Raw genomic sequence first — 16901 nt, 5'->3', positions numbered from 1 at the left:
GACTCAAACCTATCTTCCTGCTTCCAATAGCGCTACTTTTCGTTTCTTGCTAGAATTCCTGAGAAAATTTTAATCTATGGTGGAAGTTCTATGATCATCGTAACTGGTGGCGCTGGCATGATCGGCAGCAACATTGTTAAAGCACTAAACGAAGCTGGTATTAACGATATCTTGGTTGTCGACAACCTAAAAAATGGCAAAAAGTTTAAGAACTTAGTTGATCTGGACATCACAGATTACATGGATCGTGACGACTTTCTGACCCAAATTATGGCGGGCGATGATTTTGGTCCGATTGAGGCAATTTTCCACGAAGGCGCTTGCTCTGCAACGACAGAGTGGGACGGCAAATACATGATGCTAAACAACTATGAATACTCAAAAGAGTTGCTTCATTACTGTTTAGATCGTGAAATTCCATTCCTATACGCCTCTTCCGCAGCCACTTACGGCGATACAGATACTTTCGTTGAAGAACGCGAATACGAAGGCGCACTCAATGTATACGGTTACTCGAAACAACAGTTTGATAACTACGTTCGTCGTCTATGGCAAGACGCTGAAGAACATGGTGAAACCCTTTCTCAAATCACCGGCTTCCGTTACTTCAACGTATATGGCCCACGTGAAGATCACAAAGGCAGCATGGCATCTGTTGCGTTCCATTTGAACAACCAACTAAACGCAGGTGAAAATCCAAAACTGTTTGCAGGTAGCGAGTCTTTTAAGCGTGATTTCGTTTACGTTGGTGATGTATGTAAGGTAAACCTGTGGTTCCTTGAAAATGGTGTTTCTGGCATCTTCAACTGTGGTACTGGTCGTGCAGAATCTTTTGAAGAAGTAGCAAAAGCGGTCATTGCCCATCATGGAAAAGGCGAGATTGAAACTATTCCTTTCCCAGAACATCTAAAAGGTGCCTATCAAGAGTTCACGCAAGCAGACCTTACCAAGCTACGCGCTGCCGGTTGCGATGTTGAGTTCAAGACGGTTGCAGAAGGCGTTGCCGAATACTTAACTATCCAAAACAGTTAAGCATTATTTAGGTGGTAGCATCACTTGTTGCCACCTTTACTCCATTCCAATAGCCTGTATCATCTCTACTATCTTATTTTTATCACCTTGCTCTCATACGAGTAAATCAAGACGGATAGGTAACTAGACACGCCATGACAGCAAAACGTGACGACTACGACTCCAAAGCATATAACCCTGAATTTGAGCGTCATTTTTTGTCGCCTAAGTATTGGGGAACTTGGTTAGGTGTAATACTCTTTTTGCCGCTAGCCTTAATGCCTCTTAGCGCCCAAAAGTGGCTAGCCAAAACAATAGCTAAAAAGTTATCTAAATCTCATAAAGGGCCAGCTCACAGGGCTCGAGTCAACTTTGAATTATGCTTCCCTGGAAAGACGTTTCAGGAACGCGAAGCCTTAATTGAAAAAACGCTCTACACAGCAGCCATGTTCTTTTTTCGTTTTGGGTTGCTGAGTTTGCGTTCTCCTCAATGGCTTCAGAGTCGCTGCCAAATTCGAGGATTGGACGTACTACGCCAGCACATTGATAACAATGAAAATGTGATTTTGATGGTGCCTCACTCGTGGGCTATCGATGTTCCTGCTATTTTGCTGGCTTCAATGGGGATGCCTGTCTCTGCGATGGCAAAAAAACAAAAGAACGATGTGGCTGACTGGTTAATGCACAAGCAAAGAGTTCAGTATGGCGGCCGAGTTTACGAGCGCTCTGGTGGCATTAAGCCTTTTCTAAAATCTATTCGAGACGGCTACATTGGGTATTACCTACCCGATCAAGATCATGGCCCTGAACACAGCGTATTTGTCGACTTTTTCGCCACACGTAAAGCAACGCTCCCTGGATTGGGTAAAATTGCTAAACTATCACGTTCCAAAGTATTACCTCTGTTCGCTTCAATGAACACCGAAGATGGCACATTCGATATCGAAATTTTGCCTGCATTTGATTTAGACAAAGGTGAAGAACAAGACGCCCGCACCTGTAACGAAGCTATTGAATACTTCGTCGGTGATAAACCAGAACAATATATGTGGGTGCTACAGCTATTGCATTCACAAGAAGACGGCAACAATTATTACAATCTCTTTAAGCCGAGATACAACACTGACTGGCAAGTTGAAAAATGAAAAAAATTCTAATTATTGGCCCAGCATGGGTTGGTGATATGGTGATGTCCCAATCTCTTTACATCACACTAAAGCAACTGCATCCGGAAAGCCAAATTGATGTTATTGCACCCGGCTGGTGTAAGCCTATTCTTGAGCGTATGCCAGAAATTCACCAAGCAATCGAGATGCCGATAGGCCATGGTGAGTTTAATTTATTAGGCCGCAGAGAGATTGGTAAATCATTACGTGAAAAGCAATACGACCACGCTTATATTCTGCCAAAATCAGCGAAATCAGCGCTGATTCCTTGGTTTGCGAATATACCTCTGCGTACAGGATGGAAAGGAGAGATGCGCTACGGTCTTCTCAATGACCTGCGTCCAAATATGAAATCCTTCCAATACATGGTTGAGCGTTATGTGGCTCTCGCTTACTCTAAATCAGAAATGGTTGATTCATCTTCTCTTGGAGGATTGGATACACTGCCTCGCCCTAGCCTGTCGATCAATAAAGAAGAACAGCAAACAACCATCAATAAATTCAATTTAGATCAAAAACGACCAGCTGTTGGTCTATGTCCTGGTGCAGAATTTGGCCCAGCGAAAAAGTGGCCGGAAACACACTATGCCGAAGTTGCTACACAGATGTGCAAAGCCGGCCATCAAGTATGGCTGTTTGGCTCTCAAAAAGACCTAGAGACTTGTAACAATATCCGTGCACTTGTTCCAACACAGTTCCATGAACACATTCATGTTCTAGCAGGGCAAACCAGTTTAATTGAAGCGGTCGATCTTCTTGCTGCATGTAAAACGGTGGTCGCAAATGACTCAGGCTTAATGCATGTAGCAGCCGCTGTAGGTTGTAATGTCGTTGCTGTTTATGGCTCAACATCACCAAAGTACACACCACCACTGGCTGAAAAAGTTGAAATGGTTCATACCGATATCGACTGCCGACCATGTTTCAAGCGTGAGTGCCAATACCAACATTTGAAATGCTTGACTGAGCTATCGCCAAAACAAGTCCTAGATAGCATCCAGAAGCTCGAAGCCATTGCGACTATTTCATGTTAATTCGAATTATTTATACGGCACTGTTAGCGCTTGCCTCACCATTTCTTTTATTGGGCTTATATAAAAGCAAACCCAATAAACCCAAATTTGGTGGGCGATGGAAAGAACACTTTGGAATAACCCCACAGTTAAAAACGCATCAGCGTCCAATTTGGATTCATGCTGTTTCTGTAGGCGAAAGCATCGCGGCAACACCTCTAATCAAGGAACTCAAACAGCAATATCCAGAGCAACCTATCGTTGTCACAACAACCACGAGCACTGGTGCGGAACAAATAGCCAAGTTGGGTGATTTAGTTGAACACCGCTATATGCCAATAGACTTTGGCTTTGCTGTAAAAAGCTTCCTAAAGGCAATACAGCCAGAGAAAATGCTGATTATAGAGACAGAACTGTGGCCAAATACGCTCCACGTCGTCAAACAAGCCAATGTTCCGATCACCGTAGTTAACGCTAGGCTATCAGAAAAATCCTGTCAAAATTACGCAAAAGTCCAATGGCTTTTTAACCAACTTCATCCATGCTTGACGCAAGTACTTTGTCAAACGGATTCTGATGCAGAGCGATTTGAACGCTTAGGCGTCAATAAAGAGAAGCTATCGGTCACGGGCTCGATTAAATTTGATATTCAAATTTCAGATCACGTGAAGCTACAAGGCAAAGCACTTCGAGCACAACTTGGAAAAGACCGCCCAGTATGGATTGCAGCGAGTACGCATAAAGGCGAGGATGAACAGGTATTAGAGGCACATAAACAGATTTTAGAATCTCATCCCAATGCTTTACTCATTTTAGTTCCTCGGCATCCGGAACGATTTGACGATGTTTTCGCTCTTTGTAAAAAACAAGGCTTTGAAACTGTCCGTCGCACAGAAAAGCAACCTGCAGAAAACACAACTCAGATTTACCTAGGCGATACAATGGGTGAAATGCTCGTATTGATTGGTGCAGCAGACATCTGCTTTATGGGTGGCAGTCTAATCGGAGATAAAGTCGGTGGACACAATGTGTTAGAGCCAGCAGCCCTGGGAGTACCTGTAATCACAGGACCAAGTTATTACAATTTTACAGAAATTGTTAATCTTCTTAAAAAACATTCGTTCTGCAATATCATTACAAAAATTAATGAACTCAGTAACTTGATAGATAATCACTTTTCATTAAGTACAAACTCTAAAAGCTTGCATAGTGCAAATTTCATCGCTAATTATACAAATGTTGTGAATAAAATAGTAACAATAATCTTTGAGAAAAAATAATGAAAAACATCATTACGTATAAGAGAATTCAGTCTAATTATGAGAACGTATGTTACGTAAACTCAATTTTCGCACTTTTTTTATACTTATATATTAATAAAGGGGGCCATAATACACTGTTCGTTAGCCATATTGACTTCCAGGCTCTGTTAGCGAATAGTAAGTTAGATAACGTAGTCATTGTTAACACTAAGCTCAACAAAAATTGGGACTCTTTGCTTTACAAAATGGGACTTCTACAATATGACATTACAACTCTAATTAAAAAGAAAAAGTTTTTTGGTCACGATCACCTAACCTATGCGTTTCTATTCGATTTATCTCACGGCTCAGTTCTAGAAGATGGGGCTGGAAACTATAATGGCCCAATACCATTCAAAAAAAGAGTAAAACGTGCTTTAAAAGGCAGAGTTGTATCTCCTTTGGGCTATGGAAATAAAATAACTAGTATCTATTTATCAAAACCAGAACTTGTAGACTCTCAATTACAAAACAAAACAAAAGTCTTCGATGTTGTTGACATGTTGGACTACACAAGAAATTTTAGTTTGCAAATGATACTTACGCACAACTTCGAGTCTCTTAGTGGAAAAAACATTTTATTTACTCAACCTATCAGCGATCTGGTGACGGAAGATGGAAAAATAGAGCTGTACAAAGAAATTTCTGAGAAATATAACATTACAGTAATAAAGCCACATCCTCGCGAATGTACAGATTATACTGAGCATTTTTCTTGTTTGGTTCTAGATAAATTTATACCAGCAGAAGTTCTTATTTCTCCAGATGATAAAAATGTTCATCTTTATACTTTGAACTCAACCTCTGTACTGAACCTAAAAGAGGTCAATGATAATATACAAGTTGATTTACTTGCACTGGACCTACACGACTTCCTTACTCAATGGAAAACAGACAAAAACCTGAAATAAGAAAATTTGAACCATTAAGTAATATAATGCCTTGTAACAAGGCATTATATATCAGTTCGTTCTACCCATAAAAAACTCAGTCAATTCAAAATCCAACTTCTGATCGATATCAAAAGAGACTCGGTTATCCATGACATAGGCGTATGACTTAGCGGTATAATGAATTTTTTTTTGTTCCAGCAGGTCTCTGGCATCAAAAATGTATATCGCTCCATTTAGTCGGTAAAACTCTCCGAGGTCTTGTGAACGATTAAGTGCTTCTGGCCTCAGAAACCCCCCCATCGAACCATCTTCCGGAAGCGTGTTCGACCATAGCGGGGAGTGCTCACATGGTGTAACAGAAACCACGGACAAAGCTTGCTTTTCTATGAACAACTCCAGAGCTTCATTAATGTGCTGAGTGGTGCGTAAAGGGGATGTCGGTTGTAACAAGACAAGTATCTCATCACCTTTACCAAACTTTTCAAGCGTGTAAATCAACACACTTTCTGTTTTCGCTGTATCAGAAGCCAAATGTTCCGGCCGCAATTCAGGAACCTCAGCCCCGAATTGTAATGCAATATCTGCGATTTCTTGATCATCAGTACTCACCAAGACTTTGTCGATGTATGGGCAATTATTCGCAGCATCAATAGACCAAGCAATTAAAGGTTTACCGTTAAGCGGTAACACATTTTTTCTAGGCAAGCGCTTACTCCCCCCACGAGCAGGAATGAGCGCAATTACTTTTTTACCCTCGATCACTACAGTACCCCTAACGTATGGATATCTGCTTGAGCGCGATTAAAATCATCCATTCTACCAATGTCAAGCCAGTACTCGTGAATTGGAAACATGAGTACATTTTCACGTTCATTCATATGTTGCTCAAGTAAAGTCGGCATATCAATATGATGATTTTTCGGTACGGATTGGATGACTCTCGGAGATACAACGTATATTCCGGCATTAACAAAAAAACGTTGGATTGGTTTTTCTACCATGCTGGTAATTCTATTGCCATCGCCATTGATAACACCATACGGGATCTGATAATCATATTCACGGACACACATCGTTGCATCAGCTTGATTTTCTGTATGGAACTCCAGAAGTCGCTGAAAATCAACTTTCGTTAAGACATCGCCATTCATCATTATTAATGGCAGGTCTGCTGGTAAGTCCTTAGGTAGCAAACCCAAAGCACCGCCAGTACCTAACGGAGACTCTTCATAAACGTAGGTGATATTTACCCCGAGCTTAGAGCCATCACCAAAATACTGCTCAATCTGCTCCGGCATGTAATGAGTAGAAATATAAAAATTAACAAAACCAGCCTTAATGAAGCTTCGAATAACCGTTTCTAAAATAGGCTTACCACCAATTTTGAGCATTGGCTTAGGGCATGTATCAGTCAGAGGCTTCAACCGAGTCCCGAAACCACCAGCCATGAGAAAAACAGGATTTTGATAGGTTGGTTGACGTAGCGCACCGTGCAGAGTTTCTAAACCAACCACTTTTCCGTCTTTTATCAATGGAATAGAAAGAACGCTACGGCTCTCCATTGCTGAAATTAACTCTTCACGAGGAGTGTTAATATTTGCCGTCAATGGGTTAGTGTTCATCACTTGCGCTACATCAGCTGTCAAAGGCAAGTTTTTAAGCAACCCACGACGAATATCACCATCCGTAACGACCCCCAAAAGATGATCATTATCGTCAACAACTAGCACAACCCTCAACGCTTCATTGTTTATAATTTCTAACGCATCAAGTAATGAACTGGTTGGCTTAATTAAAACATTTTTCCAACAATGACTCATGCTTAACCTATTTTCTAAATCATTTAAAACTTTTCATTGTTACCCTATATGGGTAACAGATCGTATCCATTGGCACATTTTGAGTGATTGTCGCTCCAGCACCTACAATAGAGTTTGTATTTATTCGGACGTTTTGAATCACCGTAGCCCCCGCTCCAATATAAACATTATCGCCAGTCAGAACTTGACCACACAGTGTTGAACGAGGGGCCAAATGGTTAAAAGATCCAATATCACAGTCATGCTCAACTATAACGCCAGTATTCACTATTGTATGGCGACCAATTCTGGCTCCGGCTTGAATAATGGCACTGGAAAGAATTTGCCCCCCCATATGAACTTCCGCAAAAGGAGATACTTGAGCAGAAGAAGCAATCACTGTTTCGAACTGGTACCCACTCGCTGTGTAAAACTGAGTTAGCTTGCTTCTTAAGCCCGATTTGGGGAGGGCACCAATGCCATTGACTAGCAAAACTTCGTTACAATCAAACCTAAAGACATCTTCGTCTTTGCGAAAATGAGGTAGCTCGTTAAAAATGCCGCGCTCACTCAAATCATCAGGACATATAACGGCCAGAATATCTCTCTGCTGTTGAAGAAGAGTATCCACCAACACGCTTGCGTGACCGCCCCCACCAATAATTACGAGAGGCTTCAAACGCTCTTTACTCAAAAATTAAATCTCCAGCTTGGTAAGACTTGCTCGCTGGTTTATCCAATAGTTCCCAAAACTTGTAAGGGGAAAGACCTGTTCCAGGGCGTTTTATAGTCAGGTTATTCGGTGTAAACATTTCACCAGCGGCAATGTTCGTTGCTGCTATCAGGCTCTTCCTAGCTACCGCTTTGTTCTTAACTTCAGAAACCGTTGGACTTTTGACCCCTACTCCTAACGCCACTTCAACTTGACGAATTGCTGAAACCATCGCTGTCAGCTCACTAGGCTCAAGTGAAGCCTTGTGATCCGGCCCTTCCATATTCTTGTCTAGAGTAAAATGCTTCTCGATCAGAACCGCTCCACGGGCAACTGCCGCAATGGGGATCGTGATGCCTTCACTGTGGTCCGAGTAACCGGCAGGAAGCTCAAAGGCTTTTGAAAGGGTATCCATTGCCTTAAGATTTATCTCTTCCATTGGCGCTGGGTATTCGGTGGTACAATGCAGCAATGTCACTTTTTCTTTTAAGGCTTTTTGACCAAGCTCAGAGGCATACGCTTTTTGAAACTCTAACTCGCTTGGCATTGCACTTTTATCTGCAGTATAGCCAAAAGCGACAACCCCTAAAACGGCCTCCACTTCTGATAAGGTTGCCATTCCTGTCGAGACAATTAGGTCACAACCAGTACGTGCATGCTCCAAAACAAGAGGGGCATTAGTAATTTCTCCCGACGGTATTTTTAATCGCGTTAACTTTAAGTCATTAACAAGGAAATCTAGACTCTCAGAGTCAAAAGCTGTCGATAAAAACTCAATACCAATTGACTGGCAGTGCTCTACAAGTTGATGATGCACGTCATAAGATAGTTCTAACCGGCTCAACATCGCTAACTGAGACTCTTGTTTTTGCGTGTTAGCAACTTGATATTCAGCTTGTTGTGCTTCAGCGGTGACTAAGTTTTTTGCTTTAAAAGTTTGAAACTTAACAATATCAGCACCAGCTTTGTATGCTGCATTAACTAGTTCAAATGCCAATTTTTCATCACCGTTGTGATTTACACCAGCTTCAGCAATTATTAATGTCATAGAGTCTCTTCTATCGTCTTCAAATCTACAATGGGATAATTATACATTATCAAAATCTAGGTCGAAAAAGGCCTTACTCGGCTCAAAACGTAAAGTTTTAATCATGTCAATCACCTGTCCGCTTGTATTACCTTCCCCATAAGGATTTAAGACAACCTCGTTGCTATCTTTTTTGTAAGCTCTCTGCACAGCCGCACGTATTGAAGCAGAGATATCTATTTGATCAGGCTTACAATTTAGGACACTCTTGGCGGCCAAACGCCCTTTCTGTCTTGAACCAATATTCACGGTAGGTACGTCAAATGCAGGCACTTCGATAATCCCACTCGAAGAGTTACCAATCACAGCATCAGCATACTTTACCGCACTCAAGTAACGTACTTGCCCAAGAGATGGAATAGCTAAAACACGTTGTGGGTTAGCTTGAGCATATTGTTCCAAAATAGGGATAATACGTCGCCCTCCATCATCAGCATTCGGATAAGTAAGGATTACTTGATGATTGGGAAATTCATCTAATGCGCCTAAGAGCGCTTGAAAGCTTGCCTCAGGCTTCTCATCACCTAAGGTCACTGGATGATATGTGACCACAAAAAATGGTTGAGTTAGGTTAAAGGCAAGTGACTTTGCAAGCTCATCTACCGTCATAAACGTTGCACGTTTTAGGTGGTCTAAACCAATGGCACCCACATTTTTTACTCGGTCAGGCGACTCACCTAACTGAATAACACGCTGCCTGTAATCCTCAGTGGACGTAGCATGCAAATAGCTTAATTTGGTAATAGCATGGCGTATTGCATCATCATACGCCCCCTCAGTGATCTCCCCACCGTGCAAGTGAACAATGGGGATGCGCAGTATCATTGCCGTTTGTGCTGCGGCAAGAGCTTCAAATCGGTCACCTAAAATGACCAATATATCAGGCTTCAGTCTTGAAAGAGCATCAGCAAAGCCAAGTACTCCTAGTCCCATACTCTTCGCAGTACCAACTGCGGAGTCAGATGAAAGTAGGATCTCAATTTTTTCATCAATGACGAATCCATCCTGCTCTATTTGATGATAAGTTTCACCAAACTCTGGCGAAAGATGCATACCAGACACCAAGAGCTGAAGTTTCAACTCAGGATCATCTTGAATATCCTTTAGAAGCCAATAAAGCAGGCCATACTCGGCTCTTGTTCCGGTAAATACGGCAACTTTCTTTTGTTGCTGAGTCATGTTGAATCTTGCCTTAACGATTTAATGCTACGGGGGTACTTGGTAAGTTAACTAAATGCGCTTCAATGAACTCTGAATAGCTTAAATCACCTCGAAGTGCATTTTTAAACATAGGCAAGCGATGCATCAACTTCCAGATTGGACGAGTCATCACACCTGCTGCGTTTGTCTCTTGTAACATGGCTTCACGGGATTCGATATCAGGGCAAATGATCGCGTTAAGCCAGTAATTTGAATGCGCATATTCTGGCTCAATAACAAACTGAATCTCACTGCCAACAAAAAAGCTCTGATACTGCTTCGCAAGTTTGCGCTTTTGTTCCAAGTAGCTTTCTATAACTTCCATTTGCGCGCAACCAAGTGCCGCATTGAGGTTTGGCATACGATAATTAAAGCCCGGCTCGTCGTGATAAAACTCATAAGGATGAGGTACTTTCGCCGTCGTCGTTACATGTTTAGTTTGTAGACCCGATTCTCTCGTTTTGCACAACACCATACCGCCTCCACCAGTCGTAATGATCTTGTTACCATTAAAACTGACGGCACCAAAGTCACCAACGGTTCCGGTATGCTGGCCTTTATAGAAAGAACCCAAGCTTTCTGCTGCATCTTCAACCAAAACAAGCTGCCATTTGCAGCAAACTGCCATTAGTTCATCTAACTCAACCGGATGACCAAACGTGTGCATGGGAACTGCAGCTCTGATACGTTGCCCCGTCGCTTTGTGAAAGCACCCTTCCTCAGTGAGCGTTGCATGTTCCGCTAGGTAAGCCTCCACCGCTTTAGGACATAAACCAAGGCTGACTTTTGAAACATCAACGAAAATAGGTTCAGCTCCCATGTGATACAGGGCATTGCAAGTAGCGACAAAAGTAAGAGCTTGAGTGATCACCAAGTCACCACTTTGTACACCCGCCATATAAAGCGCGGCGTGCAATGCCGCTGTACCATTAACAGTGGCTACCGCTTTTGCACTACCAGTGTATTGCTCTATTTTTTGTTCGAATTGATCTACGAACTTACCGACACTTGAGACAAAAGTGCTGTCGATAGTCTCCATCACATACGCTTTTTCATTTCCTTGGAAAGTCGGCGCGTGTAGTGGGATAAAGTCTTTGGTTTGATACGTATCTCGTACAAATTCAACAATCGATGTTGGCTTCATTATTCGCTCCGCTTACATCTTGCTGTCTAAGTATTTACCCGTTTCTTTGTGGCCAAAGTCGGGAATCATAGTAAAAAACAACTCTACAATCTGCTCCTTACTCCACTCACGCTTATCTTTCATTGCAGCAATGCTTTGCTCAAATAAAGTCAAAAGATCTTGATCGAACGACGGTTCGTTTTTGATAATGCCTAAATTTTCAAAGCGCTCCATATCAAGCACTTCGTTATCCGTGAAGAATTCTTCAAAATCCTTCTCTCCCGTTGTATCGCTTTCTGTAAACAGACAAGGCCACTGGCCTTGCTCAGGTAACGTTTTCGCGAGTTCACGAGCCTCGTCTTCACTGCTACAAAGGTATGGTTCAAACCCCAATTGCTCTAGATATTTCACAGCAATATCAGCAAATGAAATTAGATGAAGAGCCTCACTCAACTTAGGGAAGAAGATGTCTCGATTTTCACCGAAGATACAAGACATGAGACAAAGCTCTCCCGACTCTTGTGGCGTCACGAAATAGCGCTTAATGTCATTAGGTGCTACGATTGGTTGACGCTTTTGAATTCGTTGGTTAAAGCCATGCAGTAAAGAGCCATCGGAAAACGCCACATTGGCAAAACGAGCAGTTGAAATCGACATTTGCTCACTTTTGCGCATTAAGAACATTTCCATAATACGCTTAGAGGCGCCCATCATATTGACGGGGTTGGCAGCTTTATCTGTCGATACACAGAAGTATTTCTTCGCTCCAGATTCAATCGATTGTTGAATTGTCTTATCTGTATTGAATACGTTCACATCGATCATGCGCATGAGTGTGAATGGATCTTTTTCACTGCGCACATGTTTAAGAGCTGATAAGTTCAATACGTAGTCAAACTGACCGTCCGATTTGATAAACGTATCGTACTCAATGGAACCAATATCCAATGCGAATGTTTGAAAATCGCCATCAATGTAACCAAAAGAGCTACGAATATCACGAACCAACTCAACCATATTGTTTTCACTAATATCAACAACATGAAGTTTCTGTGGGTTTCGTTTAAAAATCTCTTTCGTGACCGCTTGACCAATAGAGCCAGCCCCACCTAAGACAAGAAAGCGAGATTCAGAGACAATCTTTGACAATTCAACTTCATGATTTGAGATGTCTTGAGTGAATAAAGCATCGGTACGACCGATAAGAGAGAGAATATTGCTCATATTTAGCCTTGAAAATCTGGGTGTGGCCTAGCTATAAAGTGTAGCTAGCTCTTGAAGTGAACGTTGCTCTTCTGCATTTATTTTAGAGGCATTAGCGTTAACATCAATCTGTTTTCCTAAACTGCTCGCTAGCTCATCAAATGTAGAAAAACTACATAGTTCAATATTTTGTGCATCTTTAAAGAACAGTTCATTGTGGCTTCCTTTCGCCACATAAACCTTACCTTGCCCCCACTTCATCAGTTGACGGGCGGTACTAGCTCCGCCTCTAGGTTGAAGCACAAGATGTGTGCACGACATCACAACAGCCGTGTAAGCTAATGGGGGAAGAGATGTTAAGACAGAAACATCGACTGTCTGCTTTTTTATCTTTTGCAAATAGGTTAAATAAAGTTCTAAAAGAAGACGTTTTCGCCACTGCTTTACAGGCCACATCACAACAAACTTGTATTCCGTGTGCACACTAGCTTTTATGAATGCACGTAACATCGCTTTAATATCTTGATATTTAAATGCATTAGGTTTTGTACCTAAAAGGATACTCTTTTTCTTATTTTTTTCGTCTGCATAAACAGACACCGCCAAACTTTCAGCGGCTCTGGTAGGTAAGGTATCGAACACAACACCAGAATCAACAATAGAAAAATCTAGTCGACCTAATACTTGAGTCAACTTATCACGAAATGCACCATCTAAAGCAATAAACCACTCTTGTTGACTCAAAACCCAAAGGTCATTCTCTGTAATGTTAAATTTAACATCTGTAACTAAATGCCCATGCTTGTCTTTGCACAAAAGCCATCTGTCAACCTCATCATCCGTGATAAACATATAGCACTTACTTTTCATTTGTGGGTTAAGCTCGAGAACCTCTCGAACTTGAGCCGAGTTAAGTGCACTTAAAGAGAAATAAGTTATCGTTGAGGCGTTCAAAAAAATAGAGTTGTTCACCTTCTCGTAAGAAAAGTAAGTGACGCCATCAATTTTCTTAGGGTATTGAGATTCAACATCCCCCCCCCCGAAAACGGCGACACCTAACGTCTCGTGATTAATGCCAGCTTTCTCAATTAAGGCATCAATAAACAGAGAGGAAAAATGGTCAGTACTAGACACTAAAAAAATATGTTTAATATCGCTGCTTGGCATTATTACGATTCCATGCGTCCTAGTACATTTTTTATGGCCTTGATAACAAAAGACAGCTCAACATCAGTCATATTGAAAAACAACGGTAACCTTACCAAACGCTCACTTTCTTGCGTCGTGTAATTGTCACTGCTCACAAACCGACCAAACTCTTGACCAGCTGGTGAGCTGTGCAAAGGAATATAGTGGAACACCGACATAACACCTTCGTCTCGGAGCATTTCTATAAACTTGCTTCTCTGTTCCAAATTTCTTAGTTTCAAATAAAACATGTGCGCATTGTGTTGGCATTCAAAAGGAACAGTTGGCACTTCTATATTGTGCTTTGTTGCTAGAGGCGTAAGCTCATCTAGATATGTGCGCCAAATTTGTAGTCGTCTCTGGTTAATCCTTTCAGCATCTTCAAGCTGTCCCCAAAGGTAAGCAGCTTGAATCTCGCTTGGAAGCAAGCTACTACCAAGATCAACCCAGGTATATTTGTCAACCATGCCTCGGAAAAATAAGCTTCGATTCGTACCTTTCTCTCTAACAATTTCTGCTCGTTCAACAAAAGATTGATCGCTAATAAGAAGTAGTCCACCTTCACCACCGGACGTATAGTTTTTCGTTTCATGAAAACTATATGCACCTAGATGGCCAATTGCCCCCAACGCTTTCCCTTTGTAAGTAGACATCACACCTTGAGCTGCATCCTCAATAACAATAAGTTGATACTTGTCTGCAATACTCATGATTGTGTCCATCTCACAAGCAACACCAGCATAATGTACAGGTACTATAGCTACTGTTTTTTCGGTAATCGCCGCCTCAATTTTAGTTTCATCAATATTCATCGTATCAGGACGAATATCAACAAACACTATTTTAGCTCCACGAAGAGCAAATGCATTTGCCGTACTTACAAAAGTGTAGCTTGGCATAATAACTTCATCACCGGGCTGAACGTCTATGAGCAAAGCCGCCAGTTCAAGAGCATGAGTACAAGAAGGCGTTAGTAGTGCTTTAATACAACCGGTTTGTTTTTCAAACCAACGTTGGCACTGTTGTCCGAAGTCACCGTCACCACTCAACTTACCGCTACTAAGTGCTTGTTGAATGAATGCCGTCTCTGTACCAACAACTGCTGGTTTATTAAAAGGGATCATGATGCTATTACCTATTCAGGAACATTAATTACTATATTTGTTGATACGAACCTTTTTGAAGCGGTCGCTAATGCCTGTATCTGTACTAAAATTCATCTTCGTGGGCACTTTGTAGCTATCCAACTTAGTACGGCAGTATTTACGAATTTGCTTTTTTAGTTCTTTCAAGTCCATGTCCGAGGCAGGTGTAATGTTTGCTACTACTGTCTGACCAGTTATAGCGTTAGATGCAGCATAGACAACGCAATCTTCAACACCATCAACTTCCAATAAAACGGATTCAACTTCACTTGGAAGAACCTTTTCACCACCAACATTGATGACTTCCTTCGCTCGCCCGATAATTCTCAAATATCCGTCACCAGACTGCTCTACTAAATCTCCAGTTTGGAACCAACCATCATCCGAAAAACTACTCATATCATGATTCAAATAACCAAGAATCTGTGTCTTGCTACGCAACCAAAGTTCATTGTCCACAATTTTGTATTCTTGATTCGGGTCATCAAATCGAATTTCTAAACTGCTTGAAGATCTGCTGGAAGTTTGCGCAATGCCAGTTTCACTTGTACCGAAAGTTTGCAATAGCTTTACTCGCGGTAAAGCTGCTTTCAACCTTAGTAACAAGCTTTCCGGCATAGCTTCAGTACCATATGTAATCATTCTCAATGATTTAAGATCATATTGCTGATGCACATTTGCAATTAACATCATATTTAAAAACGTTGGTGAAGCAGGCAATAAATTAATTTTTTCCTGCTCAACAAGCATTGCAACATGCTCAGGCTCTCTCTTCTGAGGGATTACGATCTTTGCCCCCATAGCCAATGAATTGAGTAAAGTATTTAGCCCACCAATATGATCAAACATTAGGAATACCATAATAGATAAAGACTTCGATCTTTTATCGGCATAGGTACTGAGTAAATTGTCTAAATTGTGGATCATCGCTTTAGGTACACCAGTGCTACCACTACTAAACAACACTAATCCGGAGCTTCGACTGGCCACAATATCTAAAATTAATGGATGCCTTGAGTCAGAACTAACATTATAGTTAGGAAGATCACTAAAGTTTCCCTCCCTTAAATTAATAACAACATCAGGAGATACAACATCGAGTCTTTTTTCTACTTCTTCTCGATTCTCACTGACAATTGGAACGATAATGTTTTTATTCTTTACCAGAGCAAAAAATAAAGAAATTGCTTCAAATGAATAATCACTAATAATGCAAACCACTTGACCAGACTTTATGTCTTTCAATCCATTAAAAAAGTAATTTATTCGATCATTTAACTCTTTATAAGTATAATTTCCATTATCAAAACAAAGAGCAATTTCATCAGAATAGTCTAATAACTTAGTTAAGTAACCGGTCATTTAAAAACCCCACCTAAATATAAAACTTGCCCAGTGATAAAGTTGCTATTAGGGGAAATGAAAAAGTCAATTACGTTAATAACATCACTTTCTTGTCCTAGTCGCTTTATCACTTGTTTTGATATTAATTCATCAATTTTTTTCTTGGGTATTGCTTTGATTAAATCAGTCGGCACTGGAGTAGGACCAATAGCATTAACTCTAATACCATAAGGGGCAAGCTCTTTAGCCGAGACTCTCGTTAAAGACTCTATCGCAGCTTTACTAGCCGCATAAATAGCCTCCCCTTCTAAATCTAAAGGAACTGCTACCGTTGAATAATTTACTATTGAGCCATAGCCCTGCTTCATCATTAGCTTGGCAATTTCTCGTGAAAATAGAAATGTACCAAAGACATTTGTAGCCATAACTTTTTCAGCGCTACTTAAAGGTGTAGTCAAGAAATGGTTCATTGAAGCCATGCCTGCATTATTAACCAATACATCAACTTTATTCAGTATCTTACGAACACTTCTAACCATTGACACTACAGCTTTTTCATCTGCCACATCTAGTTCATAATGGTGATAGTTATCGTGCGTTATCGAGCCTGATTGACGACTACAACCAACAACTGTATGACCTAGAGAAAGATAATGCTCTGCAAGCGCTTTTCCTAACCCTTTACGAGTACCCGTAATAACAATATTCAACGGCAT

Annotated in this window: 16 protein-coding genes; 5 read left to right on the top strand and 11 right to left on the bottom strand. The window is 41.1% G+C overall.

The features are described 5' to 3' along the window. Window positions 1-90 precede the first annotated feature (90 nt). From rfaD to UF05_RS20485, 5 genes are all read left to right on the top strand, one after another. Complete coding sequence (gene rfaD, locus UF05_RS20505) at window positions 91-1032, top strand: ADP-glyceromanno-heptose 6-epimerase (protein WP_021451714.1); 942 nt, start codon at window positions 91-93, stop codon at window positions 1030-1032. 134 nt (window positions 1033-1166) lie between these two features. Then, a complete protein-coding gene (lpxM, locus tag UF05_RS20500) occupies window positions 1167-2156 on the top strand; it encodes a lauroyl-Kdo(2)-lipid IV(A) myristoyltransferase (RefSeq protein ID WP_005466232.1) in 990 nt (329 codons plus the stop codon). Then, window positions 2153-3211 carry a lipopolysaccharide heptosyltransferase II gene (waaF, locus tag UF05_RS20495; RefSeq protein ID WP_024703453.1) on the top strand — a complete coding sequence of 353 codons (1059 nt, stop codon included), beginning with the start codon at window positions 2153-2155 and terminating at the stop codon, window positions 3209-3211. Before lpxM ends, waaF begins: the two co-directional genes overlap by 4 nt. Further along, on the top strand, window positions 3205-4470 hold the full coding sequence (waaA, locus tag UF05_RS20490) for a lipid IV(A) 3-deoxy-D-manno-octulosonic acid transferase (protein WP_045544802.1): 1266 nt from the start codon (window positions 3205-3207) through the stop codon (window positions 4468-4470). Before waaF ends, waaA begins: the two co-directional genes overlap by 7 nt. Next, window positions 4470-5402, top strand: coding sequence for a glycosyltransferase family 52 (locus UF05_RS20485; protein ID WP_045544801.1), 933 nt, complete (start codon window positions 4470-4472; stop codon window positions 5400-5402). The genes waaA and UF05_RS20485 overlap by 1 nt, the downstream gene beginning before the upstream one ends. Window positions 5403-5453: 51 nt before the next feature. Here the strand turns inward: UF05_RS20485 and UF05_RS20480 are convergent, their stop codons facing one another. The 11 genes from UF05_RS20480 to UF05_RS20430 are packed head-to-tail and all read right to left on the bottom strand — an operon-like array spanning window position 5454 to window position 16901. Then, on the bottom strand, window positions 5454-6146 hold the full coding sequence (locus UF05_RS20480; RefSeq protein ID WP_045544800.1) for an acylneuraminate cytidylyltransferase family protein: 693 nt from the start codon (window positions 6144-6146) through the stop codon (window positions 5454-5456). Beyond that, window positions 6146-7204: a nucleotidyltransferase family protein gene (locus UF05_RS20475; RefSeq protein WP_021448984.1), complete on the bottom strand. Its 1059-nt coding sequence runs from the start codon at window positions 7202-7204 to the stop codon at window positions 6146-6148. Before UF05_RS20475 ends, UF05_RS20480 begins: the two co-directional genes overlap by 1 nt. Before the next feature lie 19 nt (window positions 7205-7223). Beyond that, window positions 7224-7877 (bottom strand): acetyltransferase, encoded by a 654-nt coding sequence (locus tag UF05_RS20470; RefSeq protein ID WP_021449022.1) that lies wholly within the window; start codon window positions 7875-7877, stop codon window positions 7224-7226. After that, entirely contained in the window at window positions 7870-8943 is a 1074-nt protein-coding gene (gene neuB, locus UF05_RS20465) for an N-acetylneuraminate synthase (RefSeq protein WP_045544799.1), read from the bottom strand. The genes UF05_RS20470 and neuB overlap by 8 nt, the downstream gene beginning before the upstream one ends. A gap of 39 nt (window positions 8944-8982) precedes the next feature. Continuing rightward, window positions 8983-10161, bottom strand: a complete 1179-nt coding sequence (gene neuC, locus UF05_RS20460; RefSeq protein ID WP_024700427.1) for a UDP-N-acetylglucosamine 2-epimerase — start codon at window positions 10159-10161, stop codon at window positions 8983-8985. Window positions 10162-10174: 13 nt separating this feature from the next. Then, window positions 10175-11326, bottom strand: a complete 1152-nt coding sequence (locus UF05_RS20455; protein WP_017449098.1) for a LegC family aminotransferase — start codon at window positions 11324-11326, stop codon at window positions 10175-10177. Between the two features lie 12 nt (window positions 11327-11338). Next, window positions 11339-12529, bottom strand: coding sequence for a UDP-N-acetylglucosamine 4,6-dehydratase (locus UF05_RS20450; protein WP_017449097.1), 1191 nt, complete (start codon window positions 12527-12529; stop codon window positions 11339-11341). Between the two features lie 27 nt (window positions 12530-12556). Then, window positions 12557-13675: a hypothetical protein gene (locus UF05_RS20445; protein WP_045544798.1), complete on the bottom strand. Its 1119-nt coding sequence runs from the start codon at window positions 13673-13675 to the stop codon at window positions 12557-12559. Between the two features lie 2 nt (window positions 13676-13677). Beyond that, window positions 13678-14820, bottom strand: coding sequence for a dTDP-4-amino-4,6-dideoxygalactose transaminase (gene rffA, locus UF05_RS20440; protein WP_017449095.1), 1143 nt, complete (start codon window positions 14818-14820; stop codon window positions 13678-13680). A 24-nt stretch (window positions 14821-14844) separates the two neighbouring features. Then, a complete protein-coding gene (locus UF05_RS20435) occupies window positions 14845-16203 on the bottom strand; it encodes an ANL family adenylate-forming protein (RefSeq protein WP_024700431.1) in 1359 nt (452 codons plus the stop codon). After that, on the bottom strand, window positions 16200-16901 hold the full coding sequence (locus UF05_RS20430) for an SDR family NAD(P)-dependent oxidoreductase (protein ID WP_017449093.1): 702 nt from the start codon (window positions 16899-16901) through the stop codon (window positions 16200-16202). The genes UF05_RS20435 and UF05_RS20430 overlap by 4 nt, the downstream gene beginning before the upstream one ends.

Origin of the sequence: Vibrio sp. S457-15 (genome assembly GCF_000960545.1) — a bacterium.
In the GTDB taxonomy this organism is placed as follows: domain Bacteria; phylum Pseudomonadota; class Gammaproteobacteria; order Enterobacterales; family Vibrionaceae; genus Vibrio; species Vibrio parahaemolyticus.
The sequence above is the reverse complement of the archived record's forward strand: the minus strand, read 5'-3'. Positions and strand labels throughout refer to the sequence as shown.